This window comes from Pantoea sp. BJFS-204 (assembly GCF_049310725.1).
GTDB lineage: Bacteria > Pseudomonadota > Gammaproteobacteria > Enterobacterales > Enterobacteriaceae > Pantoea > Pantoea agglomerans.
The window spans coordinates 151,657-165,282 of the sequence record NZ_JBMOWE010000006.1; the positions used below are offsets into that span (position 1 = coordinate 151,657).

Genomic DNA, 13,626 nt, shown 5'->3' on the forward strand with positions numbered 1-13,626 from the left:
AGACATGGTTAAGTTAGATAGAACAGATCACCTGATGCTGGCCCGCCAGCTCCCTACACAGACGGTTGCTCTGATCCTCGCCGGCGGACGCGGCACGCGCCTGGTCGATTTAACGGCCAAACGTGCCAAACCGGCGGTGCATTTCGGCGGCAAGTTCCGCATTATCGACTTTGCCCTCTCCAACTGCGTCAACTCCGGTATCCGACGGATTGGCGTGATTACTCAGTATCAGTCTCATACCCTGACTCAGCACATCCAGCGTGGCTGGTCGATCTTCAATGAAGAGATGAATGAGTTTGTCGATTTGCTGCCAGCGCAGCAGCGATTTTCGACCGAACAGTGGTATCGCGGGACGGCCGATGCCGTGACGCAAAACCTTGATGTGATTCGCCGCTATCAGGCGCAGTACATCGTGATCCTCGCCGGGGACCACATTTATAAGATGGATTACTCACGCATGCTGCTGGATCACGTGGTCAACGAGGCGAAATGTACCATCGCCTGTTTACCGGTGCCGGTGCATGAAGCCACGGCGTTTGGCGTGATGGCGGTGGACGAAGAGAACATGGTGATCGACTTCGTGGAGAAACCCGCGAAACCGCCCACCATGCCGGGTGATGACACTCAGGCGCTCGCCAGCATGGGGATCTACGTTTTCAACGCAGACTATCTCTATGAACTGCTGGAAGAGGATCTGCAGACGCCAGGCTCTAACCACGACTTCGGCAAAGATATCCTGCCGAAAATCGTGGCAAGCGGCGAAGGCTATGCGCACTCCTTTGCGCTCTCCTGCGTACAGAACGATGACAATGCGCCGCCTTACTGGCGCGACGTCGGGACGCTGGAAGCCTACTGGCGCGCCAATCTCGACCTGGCATCGGTGATGCCTGAACTCGATATGTATGACGTCACCTGGCCGATTCGTACCCACATGGAGCCGCTGCCGCCTGCCAAATTTGTTCAGGATCGTTCCGGCAGTCACGGGATGACTATGAACTCGCTGGTCTCGGGGGGCTGCATCATCTCCGGTTCAGTGGTGGTCAATTCGGTGCTGTTCCCGCGGGTACGCGTTAACTCTTTTTGCAATATAGATTCAACTGTACTGCTGCCTGATGTGGTAGTGGGCCGATCGTGTCGTCTGCGTCGCTGCGTCATTGATCGTGCCTGCGAGTTACCGGAAGGCATGGTCATTGGCGAAAACCCGGATGAAGACAGTCGCCGGTTTCACCGTTCGGATGAAGGCATCGTACTGGTAACCCGCGCCATGCTGGCCAGGCTGGCCAAAGCGGGGCTGTAAGCGATAAGCGAAACTTACGCAATCGGCACGCGGAGCGTGTCGGATAACTTAATGAGGTCGAGGATGCAGGTTTTACATGTCTGTTCGGAACTTTTCCCGCTGCTAAAAACGGGCGGACTGGCTGATGTAGTCGGGGCATTACCTCAGGCACAAATTGCGGGCGGCACGGATACGCGGGTACTACTGCCCGCTTTTCCCGCATTGCGCAAAGGCATACCTGATCTCCAGGTCGTGACAGAGCGAGAAACATTTGCCGGTCATGTACGTCTGCTATTTGGTGAATTTAACGGTGTGGGCATCTACTTGATTGATGCTCCCGGCCTCTACGATCGTCCGGGTAGTCCTTACCATGACGAATCGCAGTTTGCGTATGTCGACAACTATCTGCGCTTTGCGCTGCTGGGCTGGGTTGGCTGTGAACTGGCGTGCGGCATGGACGCGATGTGGCGTCCCGATATTGTGCATGCCCATGACTGGCACGCAGGCCTGACCTGCGCCTATCTGGAAGCGCGTGGTCGTCCGGCTAAATCGGTCTTCACCGTGCACAACCTGGCGTATCAGGGGCTGTTCATGGCGCACCACATGGAAGAGATTGGCCTGCCATGGTCGTTCTTTAACATGCACGGGCTGGAGTTTTTCGGTCAGATCTCCTTCCTGAAAGCGGGACTTTTTTACGCCGACCATATCACGGCGGTCAGCCCGACTTACGCCCATGAAATTACCTCTGCCGAATATGCTTACGGCATGGAAACCCTGCTGGCACAGCGGATGCGTGAAGGCCGTCTCAGCGGCATTCTCAACGGCGTTGATCCCTCTATCTGGGATCCGGCGCACGATCTGCTGCTCAGCGCGCGTTATAACCGCGACACGCTGGAAGCGAAAGCGGAGAACAAACGCCAGCTGCAGGTGGCGATGGGTCTGAAGGTGGATGATAAAGCGCCGGTGTTCTGCGTGATCAGCCGTCTGACCAAACAGAAAGGGCTGGACCTGGTGCTGGAGGCGCTGCCCGGCTTGCTGGCGCAGGGCGGTCAACTGGTGCTGCTGGGCCAGGGCGATGCTGAACTGCAGCAGGGCTTCCTGGCGGCGGCGGCAGAGCATCCGGGCAGCGTCGGCGTGCAGATCGGCTATCACGAAGCGTTCTCACACCGCATTGTCGGCGGCGCGGACGTGATTGTGGTGCCGAGTCGCTTTGAGCCCTGCGGTCTGACACAACTTTATGGCCTCAAGTATGGTACGTTGCCGTTAGTGCGCCGCACCGGCGGGCTGGCCGATACAGTGAATGACAGCTCACTGGAGAATCTGGCCGACGGCATCGCCAGTGGATTCAGTTTTGAAGATGCAAACGCCTGGTCACTGCTTCGGGCTATCCGGCGCGCGTTTGTGTTGTGGTCCCGTCCTTCGCTCTGGCGCTATGTTCAGCGCCAGGCAATGGCGATGGACTTTAGCTGGCAGGTGGCAGCACAAGCCTACCGTGATCTCTACCAACGTTTGATGTAACGGATTGGGAAAACTGGATATGAATGCACCTTTCACTTACGCCTCACCAACGTTGACGGTTGATGCCTTAAAGCATTCGATTGCCTATAAATTGATGTTTACCATCGGCAAAGATCCCTCTATCGCCAATAAGCATGAGTGGCTTAACGCCTCGCTGCTGGCGGTGCGCGACCGGATGGTGGAGCGCTGGCTGCGTTCCAGCCGTGCTCAGCTGTCGCAGGATGTCCGGCAGGTCTATTACCTGTCGATGGAGTTCCTGATGGGCCGCACGCTGGGCAATGCGCTGCTGGCGATGGGGATTTATGACGATCTCAACCAGGCGCTGGATGAGATGGGTCTGGATCTGGCCGAGCTGATGGAAGAGGAGAACGATCCGGGGCTGGGCAACGGTGGTCTGGGTCGCCTGGCAGCCTGTTTCCTCGACTCGCTGGCGACGCTGGGCATGCCGGGCCGTGGCTATGGCATCCGGTATGATTACGGCATGTTCAAACAGAACATTGTGGAAGGTGAGCAGAAAGAGTCGCCGGATTACTGGCTTGAATATGGTAATCCGTGGGAATTCCAGCGTTTCAATACCCGTTACAAAGTGCGCTTTGGTGGCCGCGTCCAGCACGAAGGCGCGAAAGTGCGCTGGCTGGAGACCGAAGAGATCCTGGCGATGGCCTATGACCAGATCATTCCGGGCTTTGACACCGACGCTACCAACACCTTACGGCTGTGGGGCGCGCAGGCCAGCAACGAAATCAACCTCGGCAAGTTCAACCAGGGCGACTACTTTGCGGCGGTGGAAGATAAAAACCACTCCGAGAACGTGTCGCGCGTGCTCTATCCGGATGATTCGACCTACTCAGGCCGCGAGCTGCGCCTGCGTCAGGAATATTTCCTGGTCTCCGCGACGGTGCAGGACATTCTGAATCGTCACTGGCGGATGCATCAGACCTGGGACAACCTGGCGGATAAAATCGCTATTCACCTGAATGATACCCATCCGGTGCTGGCGATCCCCGAACTGATGCGTCTGCTGATCGACGATCATAAATTCAGCTGGGACAACGCTTTTGACGTCTGCTGTCAGGTCTTCTCCTACACCAACCATACGCTGATGACCGAAGCGCTGGAAACCTGGCCGGTTGATATGATCGGCAAGATCCTGCCGCGTCACCTCAGCATTATTTTTGAAATTAACGACTTCTTCCTTAAGACCATTCAGGATCACTATCCCGATGACCTGGATCTGCTGTCGCGCATTTCGATCATCGATGAAAACGATGGCCGCCGGATACGCATGGGCTGGCTGGCGGTGGTGGTCAGCCACAAAGTAAACGGCGTTTCGGAGCTGCACTCCAACCTGATGGTACAGTCGCTGTTTGCCGATTTCTCCCGCCTGTTCCCTGGCCGCTTCTGTAACAAAACCAATGGCGTCACCCCGCGTCGCTGGCTGGCGCTGGCGAACCCGGCGCTGTCAGATGTGCTGGATGAGGAGATTGGCCGCAACTGGCGCACCGATCTCAGCCAGCTGGGCGAGCTGAAGGCGCAGATCGACTATCCGGCGTTTATTGAAAAAGTGGCGGTCGCCAAGTATCAGAACAAGCGTCGGCTGGCCGACTGGGTGGCGAAGAATCTGGACGTGGTGCTCGACCCGAACGCGCTGTTTGATGTGCAGATCAAGCGCATTCACGAGTACAAACGCCAGTTGCTCAACGTGCTGCATGTGATCACCCGATACAACCGTATCAAGGCCGATCCGCAGGCGGATTGGGTGCCACGCGTCAATATCTTTGCCGGTAAAGCGGCGTCGGCCTATTACGTTGCCAAGCACATCATTCATCTGATCAACGATGTCGCCAATGTGATCAACAACGATCCGCAGGTGAAGAACAAACTTAAAGTGGTCTTCATCCCGAACTACAGCGTGAGCCTGGCGCAGATCATTATTCCGGCGGCCGATCTCTCTGAGCAGATCTCTACCGCAGGGACAGAGGCGTCCGGCACCAGTAATATGAAGTTTGCGCTGAATGGCGCGCTGACCATCGGTACGCTGGATGGGGCCAACGTTGAAATGCTGGATCACGTCGGTGAAGAGAACATCTTCATTTTCGGTAATACCACGCCGCAGGTCGAAGCCCTGCGTAAAGGGGGCTATAACCCGCGTGACTATTATGAAAAGGATGAAGAGCTGCATCAGGTGCTGACTCAGATTGCTTCCGGTCTGTTCAGTCCGCAGGATCCGGGCCGCTACCGCAATCTGTTCGATTCACTGGTCAACTTCGGCGATCACTACCAGTTGCTGGCGGATTATCGCAGCTATGTGGATACCCAGGATAAAGTGGATGCGCTCTACCGTAAACCGGATGAGTGGCAACGCCGCGCGGCTAAAAACATCGCCGGAATGGGCTACTTCTCGTCGGACCGTACGATTCAGGAGTACGCTGATGAGATCTGGAATATCTCGCCAGTAAGGTTGTAAGGCGCGTGCAGTAAGGTTTCTGACTTTCTTTGCGGCCGAGGGATCGGCCGCACTCTCCTTTGCTCTCTTTGCTCACCGTCTATCCCGCTCCTCTTTCAGAAGGTTCAGCCTCTTATCGCCTCTGCCTCCGTAAGTGCCTCTTGTGCGAGCCAGATCATTACACCCTGGCTGAGAATCGCTACTATGCGGGAAAGCAAAATGACCCTACAGGCAACAGCAGCAATGAGTGACAACATCAACCAGGAAATTACCTTCCGTAAACTCAGCGTCTTCATGATGTTTATGAGCAAGGGCAATATCGCCCGTACAGCGGAAGCGCTGGCGCTGAGCAGCGTCAGCGTGCATCGCGCACTGCATACGCTGGAAGAGGGCATCGACTGCCCGCTGTTTATCCACAAGGGCCGCAACCTGGTGCCGCTGCCTGCCGCCTGGACACTGCTGGACTACTGTCGCGATGTGACCACCCTGATGGGCAAAGGCATTGAAGAGGCGCGCAAAGTCGCAGGCATCGGCGGAGGGCGTCTGCGACTTGGCACGCTCTACTCCCTGACGCTGGAGACCATTCCCCGGCTGATCATGGGCATGAAGCTGCGTCGGCCGACGCTGGAGCTCGATCTGACCATGGGTTCCAATCAAATGCTGCTGAATATGCTGGAAGATGACGCGCTGGATGCGATTCTGATCGCCACCGATGACGGCGAACTCAGCGACGCGCATTTTGATGTGATTCCGCTGTTTGAGGACAGGATCTTTCTGGCCACACCGGCCGGTGAGACGCGGGACGGAGCCGGTCCGGTGGATCTGCGTGATTATGCCGACCGTGATTTTGTCTCGCTGGCTGAGGGGTTTGCCACCTATGCCGGTTCGCAGGAGGCGTTCCAGATAGCCGGATTTGAACCGCGCATGGTCACCCAGGTGAATGACATCTTTTCGATGATAAGCCTGGTGCAGGCGGGCGTCGGCCTGGCACTGATCCCGGGACGGATGAAGAAGGTGTATGAAAACAACATTCAGCTGCTGACGCTCGCTGAGCCTTACCAGATGCGTCAGCAGATCTCGATTGTCTACTCACATCGCCGCGAACGGGATAATGACCTGCTGGCACTGGCGGCAGAAGGGCGGATGTACGCCCGCAGCCTTACTGACTCAGCCGTTTAACCAGATGGAGTGCAACCTCAACGCTGTTGCGCTCCAGACAAATCGCGTCGCCCTGCCAGCCCGCCTGAAGCGTCAGGCCGGTCAGCACATTGCCAGGCGGCATCTCAATCGCCAGTCGGGCATCGCGCTGATTGGCTGAAACCATCGCATCATTCCACTGCACCGTACGCGCCATATTAAAGGCAAGATCGTCGGCAATCTTCTCCGGCTCCCAAATCACGCGTCCGGTTGAACCGCTGAGGTAAGCGCAATGGGGACGGGAAAGGCTGACGGACCCGAACGCGCGCGCCAGTTCTGCGGCGGGCTTATCCAGCAGCGCGCAGTGCGACGGCACGCTCACCGCGAGTTTAATCGCTTTGCTGGCACCGGCATCCAGCGCTTTCTGCGCGACTACCGCCATATCCTCGTCGCGGCCAGCAATCACAATCTGCGTTTCCGCATTCAGGTTGGCGATATAGGTGTTGCTGCCGGGCAGCAGTTTTTCCAGACGACTCAGCGTCAGGCCGGTGATGGCGGTCAGGCCATATCCCTCCGGATAAGCCTGCTCCATCAGATCGCCGCGCAGCGCCACCAGCCGCAGAGCATCACTGAAATCCAGCGCGCCGGAAATCACCGCAGCAGGAAACGCGCCAATCGACAGACCGCTGACGATATCGGGTTTCACCCCACGGCGAATCAGCTCGCGCGCCCAGGCGACACCGCAAATCAGCAGACTGAGCTGCACGGCGCGCGTGTGGCGCAGTGCATCGGCACTGTCGAGCTGGTCAGTCTCGTCGCCCAGCACTGCACGCACGCTGTTTAACAGGGCGTCGCCGTCGGGAAGGTGCTGTAACATCCCGGCACGCTGAGTGCCCTGGCCGGGAAAGGTAAAGAGTATTTTCATTGTAGCTCCCTGCTCCAGGGTGAAGCGGTCAGTATCGGCCCGGTAACGGTTTTAACCAGCGCGCGGCCTTCACGCAGCCATTCGCTGAGGGCAAACGCGCCGGACGGCGTTTCTACCTGCGTATCGACCCGGCAGGCCAGCGTGTCGGTTTGCGCCTGCCAGCGTTGCAGCGTATCGCGCGCCAGCGGCTCTGGCGCGCGAATAACTAAATCAAGATCGCTGGCGGCATGCAGCGTGGGTTGCTGTGTTGCCAGTGCGTAACCGGTACTGCCGGTAATACCCCAGCGCCACGGCCAGTCGTGCTCACTGAGGGCAATCGCCGCGCCGACCGGCGCATAAGCGGTAAACGGCGAGGCAAGCAACTGCGCACGCGCCGCCAGCATCTCCGGCGTGACAACGCGAACGATGTCCGCTGCATTGACCCATCCGGCGGCGCGCTGTTCGCGGCGCTCGCCGCGCACACCCACCGGTATCAGCCCGGTTTCGCTCCTGTCGCGCCGCACCACGACCGGAAGGCCGGGATGCCAGAACTGACTGACCCAGATCTCACTGATGGCGGCTAAGGCGTTGCCGTCTCGCAGCCAGAGCAGATCGTGGGGGCGCGGTACAGAGCTCATATTACATTCCTGATGTCAGCGTAATGAACAGCGGTAATGACAAAATACAGAGAATAGAGCTGAGCAGCAGCACAGCCTCTGCATCCGGCGACTGCACGCCAAAGCGGTTGCCAAACACCACCCCGAAGAAACCGGCGGAGAGCGCAATCATCAGAATGGCGGTAATTGCCACAGGACCGCTGAGACCCAATGCCAGCACCAGACCCCAGGCGATAAAGGGCTGAATCAGCAGTTTAGTTACCGTGCCGACGCCCACCACCGCGTTGAGTTTCAGTTTGCGTGCCGACAGGATGACACCGGTCAGGAAGAGTGCAGCGGCGGTGGCAGCCAGACCCAGCGGTTTGATGGCGGCCAGCACCAGATCAGGCATTTTAACGCCCAGCGCTGATAACACCACGCCAATCAACGGTCCCAGTACGATCGGTTTTTTCACAGAACGCCACATCAGAATCGGCAGCATGGTCAGGGTTGAACCGTGTTCGGTGCCATCGGCAAACGCTTTTCCACGTTCCAGAATCAGCAGGCAAAGCGGTGTAAGCAGCACTGAACCACAGGCGATGGAGACCGCTACCGAGAGCGAAGTGGCACCATTTTCACCCAGCACGCTGGCCAGAATGGGCAGGCCCAGCGCGGCGTAATTTGGCAGCGCCACCGTCAGCGTCAGCACAGCCGCATCCTGCGGTGACTTTTTGAAAACTTTTGTAGCCGCGAAATAGACAGCTCCATAGGTAATCCACATTGCGCCGGTAATAACCACAATCAGCGGCCATTGCGCCACGATGCCCGGCCAGGGCGTTTGTACCGTGGCACTGAACAGCGCGGCGGGCAGCGCAAAATCCATGACGAAAATATTCAGCAGAGAGACGTCTTTGTTGTTGACCATTCCGGCCTTACCGGCCCAGAAACCCAGCAGCATGATGACAAAAATCGGAGCAAGGGCATGAACAATTATATAAATCATAAATCACCTGTATTTAAGAAAGAATTTTCTGTTAACAGCGATGTTTATAATTCTGAACACGGCCACTGCCCCGGGGCGCACTTAGCAATGCGCCCCGTCAGACCGGTTTCGGCAGGTTTATTTTTTTATTTAATTACCAGGTTGCGCGCATCCGCTCGCGAACCAGGGAGGAGCTGTGGCGATTGGATGCGCCCAGCCGGTTTTTCAGGCTCGGATCCTGACGCGCATCGCTAATGGCTTTCTGCAACGCGATCTCGACCATCGCCACATCGGCGTCAGAAGGCGCATCGGGATTGGCCACGTTCAGCAGATCGGAGAGCAGACCCAGCGTGGCGAAGTTATTCACGTCATAGGCCATCGGCGGAATGGTCGCCGCCAGTTTCTCCAGCGCCTCCACCGAACGCAGCGTGATACGCGCGGCGGACTCTTTACCCATCGCGTGCACCAGCACACCCTGATCGTTGAGCGCAATCAGGCGGTTGGCCTGATAACCGTGCGCCAGGAAGGCACCAGACATCGCTTTGCCAACAATCAGCCCAATCACCGGATGACCCGCAAGGCGTGCTTTGGCATAAGCGCCTGCAGCCCCGGCCAGCGCCTGATGAATACCGAACGCCTCTTCGCGACGGCCATAGGCCTGACTTGGCACGTCGATCACCGCCACAATCGGGCGTTTCACGTCGCTGTTCTTGTCCTCTTCCAGCGTTTCATTCACCACTTTCGCCAGCGTCCAGCCTTCCAGCAGACCGACTTCGCCCCTCGCGGCACGTGGATAGTGGTTTTGTGCATCGGGCACCACGGCGATAAAGCGCACGCTTTCACCATTAAGTTCACCGTCCGCCACCTGGACAGAGGCACACAGGCCGCTGAGGCGCTGCGCATCAGGTGCAAGTTTTTCCAGCCAGATTGCACCGCGGCTGTTTGTCTGGGTCATTATTTATCCTCCCGGGCGAAAAGCTGTTTAATCTGCGCCGTGTCCGCCTGCTGACGGGTGTCGAACTGTGTCAGACGTGGCAGGAAATCGGCATATTTATCGCTGCGGTGCTGCGCCGGAACGCCTTTGGCAATGAAGTCATTCATCGCACTTTTAACCGCATTGACGCCATCACCGACCAGCGCATCGACCAGGCCGCTGGCGTAGCGGATTTCACCGCCGGTCATGCTCCAGATAAACGGGCGATCGCGCGAGTCATACTCTTCAATGCCCGCTTCCTGCTCAATCACCTGCGGACCGTTCAGCCCCAGGCGCGCTTCACGCGTCACAATCAGGTAGCTGCACAGCGCAGCGGCGATGGACATCCCGCCAAAGCAGCCGACGGTACCTGCAATAATGCCGATAACCGGGGTATAGCGGCGCAGATCGACAATCGCGGCATGAATATCGGCAATCGCCGCCAGCCCCAGATTTGCTTCCTGTAAACGCACGCCGCCGGTTTCCAGGCAGAGCACGGCCTGAGTGGGTATTCCGTTGCGGTTGTCTTCGGCTGCCAGTTCCAGCGCCGCCGCCATTTTGGCACCGGAGACTTCGCCCATGCTGCCACCCTGGAAGGTGCCTTCAATGGCGATAACGACCGCAGGCTGACCGTTCAGCGTGCCGCGTGCCACCACCATGCCGTCATCTGACTGCGGCACCACACCCTGCGGGGCCAGCCACGGCGACATGATGCCTTCGAAAGGATCCAGCAGTTCGCGATAGCTGCCGTCGTCCAGCAGTGCACGGGCGCGCTCACGGGCGCGTAATTCAATAAAACTGGCATCGTTACGCATGGCTCACCTCCTCAAAAACCTGTTCAATACGGATACGCGCTACGCCGGGTGTCGCGCCGAAATCGTGAATAATCAGCTTTCCGGCAGGCAGACCGTTGGTTAAATTCAGGCGGTCAAACAGCGCCTTCCAGCGGGCGTCGCTGTTATCCAGTGAGGTGGTGATATCAATGCTAAGCGTTTGTCCTTCAGTTGCGGTGTACAGCACTTCCATATCACCGGAACCAACGACCCCTGCCAGAGCTTTACCGCTGAGTGAGCGGTTAGCAGGTAAAGATAATGTGATGTGTTCCATAATGGCCTCTAGAAATAAGAATGTTCAGGGGAACAGACCCGATCAATAAACAGCGTCGCGGCCAGCAAATCGGCGGCCCCGCCAGGCGAAGCGTTGAGCGACAGCATGCGCTGATCGAGCTGCGCCAGCGCCTTCTGGCCGCCTGCTGTGCGACAGCCGCCAGACAGCAGCACGGCGCGTGCTCCCTGCTGCATCGCTTTCAGTCCGGTCATACCGGCCCGTGACAGCACGCAGGTATCGCTGAGCGAGGTCATGATCGCCATCAGCGCATCAAGACGGGCTTCACTTTCACTGGCACCCGTTGCACGACTGGTCAGCAGTTGTGGCAGCGCCAGCTTCATCACGTGAGGAAACGCCTGCTGCGCCTCTTCGCGTGCGCCGGGCACCTGATAGCGATGCGTCGCTTTTAACCCTTTGCTGAACAGTTTTGGCGCGGCGCGGTCGGGCAGGCTGGCCAGCGCGGCTGCGGTGCGGGTCAGCTGGTCGGCACTGGCCGCGCCACCGTGCATGGCTGCAGCACTGACCAGCAGTCCCAGCGCCCAGATCGCACCCCGATGGGTGTTGACGCCGCCGGTTGCCGCCATCATCTGCTGTTCACCGTCACGGCCCAGCCGACCCACCGTTTCACGCAGGGCAATATCAGCAGGACGCAGCCAGCTGTGACGGGCCAGCGCCAGAAAGGTCGGCACAAGGCTGTGAGCGGAACGCTCCATCAGCGCCAGCGTCAGATCCTGATGCGCGCCGTTCCCCCGACTGTCTACCAGACCCGGCTTGGGGCTTAGCCGCGCTTCATCGGTCAGACAATCGCGCGCAATCGTCGCCAGCTGGCTGGCCTGCGCCTCGGTTTGAGTCTGCGACAGAAGTTTCATTACCAGCTCCGGAATTTTGCCGGTGGGTTATAAAGACCACCCGACCATTCCACCAGGTCAGAGACGCTGCTGGCGGCGAGCAGTGAGCGGGTCGCATCTGAACGACGAATGCCCATATCTTCCGGATAGACCACTTTGCCGCTTTTACGCAGGGCCGCCACGCGCGCCGCATCGACGCCAAGGCCGATATCGGTGATGCCGGCTACCGCAGCGACCATCGCACGGCGCTCTTCAAGGCTTTCCGCGCGATAAAGATAGGCAATACCCTCTTCGGTCAGCACATGGGTGACGTCATCGCCATAAATCATCACCGGTGCCAGCGGCATACCGGTCGATTTCGCCACTTCAACGGCATCAAGCGTTTCAACAAAGGTCGGTTTGGCACCGGCCTGGAAGGTTTCCACCATCTGAACCACCAGTTTTTTACCGCGCTGCATCGGATCCGGTTCGGTGATCATATTGAGCCATGCAGGCGTGGCATGGCGTCGGCCGTGCGGATCGTGGCCCATGTTAGGCGCACCGCCGAACCCGGAAAGGCGACCGCGGGTCACGGTTGAGGAGTTTGCCAGGCCATCGACCTGCAGGGTGGCACCGATAAACATATCCACCGCATACTGACCTGCCAGCTGACAGAAGGCGCGGTTAGAGCGCATAGAGCCGTCGCTGCCGGTGAAGAAGATATCGGGACGGGCGCGAATGTACTCTTCCATGCCCAGCTCGCCACCGAAGCAGTGCACGCTTTCAACCCAGCCGCTCTCAATCGCCGGGATCAGCGTCGGATGCGGGTTAAGGGTCCAGTGCTTACAGATTTTGCCTTTCAGGCCGAGTTGTTCGCCGTAGGTAGGCAGCAGCAGTTCGATCGCGGCGGTGTTAAAACCGATACCGTGGTTAAGTGACTGCACCTGATGTTCGGCGTAAATGCCTTTAATCGCCATCATCGCCATCAGGATATGTTCCTGCTTAATCAGGCGCGGATCGCGGGTAAACAGCGGTTCGATAAAGAAAGGTTTATCGGCTACGACGATATAATCGATCCAGGAGCCAGGAATATCGACGCGGGGCAGGTCGGTCTCGTCATCGACCAGCTCATTTACCTGGGCAATCACGATACCGTCACGGAACGCGGCGGCTTCCACCAGGGCAGGCGTATCTTCAGTACTCGGGCCGGTGTAAAGGTTGCCTTTGCGGTCAGCTTTATAACCGGCAATCAGCGCGACGTTTGGACTCAGATCGACATAAAGGCGGGAATAGAGTTCGATATAGGTGTGGATTGCGCCTATTTCCAGCTGCCCGTCTTCTAACAACTGAGAAATACGCAGACTTTGCGGACCGGAAAAAGAGAAGTCGAGTTTACGGGCAATGCCTTTTTCGAAAATATCCAGATGCTCACTGCGACCCACGCTCGGCATAATCATATGCAGGTCGTGTACTATCGCCGGATTAACCTCAGCCAGGGTGCGTGACAAAAAATCGGCCTGCTTCTGGTTATTCCCTTCCAGTACCACCCGGTCGCCCGGTGCAATCAGTTTTTCAAATGCTTCTACAGCTCTTTCAGTAGGAATGACTTTGCCATCAACAGGGAAGGATGCCAGACGACGCGCTTTTTCACTGCGGCGCGTGTTCCATTCCCGGGCAGGCGTTTGGCCTGTGTTCATTTCAACCTCCTGATTAAAATAACGGTTGTTTCGTTTTTACTGAGGAAAGTTTGTGCTTTCTGATGACGTCGTTCAATTAAGCAAAAAGCCTGAACGTTATATTTACAGTAACAATAGGATGTGAACGTTTTGATATGCGAAGCAGAAAGAGTTGAGTTTAGGC

General features: G+C 57.7%; 12 protein-coding genes. 4 read left to right on the top strand and 8 right to left on the bottom strand.

The genetic code is table 11. The annotated features are described in order from the left end of the window. Window positions 1-4: 4 nt before the first annotated feature. From glgC to ACO6VX_RS16995, 4 genes are all read left to right on the top strand, one after another. Window positions 5-1,297 (top strand): glucose-1-phosphate adenylyltransferase, encoded by a 1,293-nt coding sequence (glgC, locus tag ACO6VX_RS16980; protein WP_010253246.1) that lies wholly within the window; start codon window positions 5-7, stop codon window positions 1,295-1,297. Window positions 1,298-1,360: 63 nt separating this feature from the next. Beyond that, window positions 1,361-2,794, top strand: coding sequence for a glycogen synthase GlgA (glgA, locus tag ACO6VX_RS16985; protein WP_010253243.1), 1,434 nt, complete (start codon window positions 1,361-1,363; stop codon window positions 2,792-2,794). A gap of 19 nt (window positions 2,795-2,813) precedes the next feature. Beyond that, window positions 2,814-5,261, top strand: a complete 2,448-nt coding sequence (gene glgP / locus ACO6VX_RS16990; RefSeq protein WP_311974826.1) for a glycogen phosphorylase — start codon at window positions 2,814-2,816, stop codon at window positions 5,259-5,261. A 222-nt stretch (window positions 5,262-5,483) separates the two neighbouring features. Beyond that, window positions 5,484-6,419 carry a LysR family transcriptional regulator gene (locus ACO6VX_RS16995; RefSeq protein ID WP_010253237.1) on the top strand — a complete coding sequence of 312 codons (936 nt, stop codon included), beginning with the start codon at window positions 5,484-5,486 and terminating at the stop codon, window positions 6,417-6,419. Here ACO6VX_RS16995 and mdcH read toward each other — a convergent pair. The 8 genes from mdcH to mdcA all read right to left on the bottom strand — a co-directional run bounded on the left by mdcH (window position 6,400) and on the right by mdcA (window position 13,463). Continuing rightward, complete coding sequence (gene mdcH / locus ACO6VX_RS17000; protein ID WP_010253234.1) at window positions 6,400-7,302, bottom strand: malonate decarboxylase subunit epsilon; 903 nt, start codon at window positions 7,300-7,302, stop codon at window positions 6,400-6,402. The genes ACO6VX_RS16995 and mdcH overlap by 20 nt on opposite strands. Continuing rightward, on the bottom strand, window positions 7,299-7,919 hold the full coding sequence (locus tag ACO6VX_RS17005) for a malonate decarboxylase holo-ACP synthase (protein ID WP_346531461.1): 621 nt from the start codon (window positions 7,917-7,919) through the stop codon (window positions 7,299-7,301). The genes mdcH and ACO6VX_RS17005 overlap by 4 nt, the downstream gene beginning before the upstream one ends. A 1-nt stretch (window position 7,920) precedes the next feature. After that, window positions 7,921-8,880, bottom strand: coding sequence for an AEC family transporter (locus ACO6VX_RS17010; RefSeq protein ID WP_346531462.1), 960 nt, complete (start codon window positions 8,878-8,880; stop codon window positions 7,921-7,923). Window positions 8,881-9,013: 133 nt separating this feature from the next. After that, a complete protein-coding gene (mdcE, locus tag ACO6VX_RS17015) occupies window positions 9,014-9,814 on the bottom strand; it encodes a biotin-independent malonate decarboxylase subunit gamma (protein WP_033768059.1) in 801 nt (266 codons plus the stop codon). After that, window positions 9,814-10,647, bottom strand: coding sequence for a biotin-independent malonate decarboxylase subunit beta (locus tag ACO6VX_RS17020; RefSeq protein ID WP_010253223.1), 834 nt, complete (start codon window positions 10,645-10,647; stop codon window positions 9,814-9,816). Before ACO6VX_RS17020 ends, mdcE begins: the two co-directional genes overlap by 1 nt. After that, a complete protein-coding gene (gene mdcC, locus ACO6VX_RS17025) occupies window positions 10,640-10,939 on the bottom strand; it encodes a malonate decarboxylase acyl carrier protein (protein ID WP_010253220.1) in 300 nt (99 codons plus the stop codon). Before mdcC ends, ACO6VX_RS17020 begins: the two co-directional genes overlap by 8 nt. A gap of 8 nt (window positions 10,940-10,947) precedes the next feature. Continuing rightward, entirely contained in the window at window positions 10,948-11,808 is an 861-nt protein-coding gene (locus ACO6VX_RS17030; protein WP_022624028.1) for a triphosphoribosyl-dephospho-CoA synthase, read from the bottom strand. Next, window positions 11,808-13,463, bottom strand: coding sequence for a malonate decarboxylase subunit alpha (gene mdcA / locus ACO6VX_RS17035; protein ID WP_010253213.1), 1,656 nt, complete (start codon window positions 13,461-13,463; stop codon window positions 11,808-11,810). The genes ACO6VX_RS17030 and mdcA overlap by 1 nt, the downstream gene beginning before the upstream one ends. Between the last annotated feature and the right edge of the window lie 163 nt (window positions 13,464-13,626).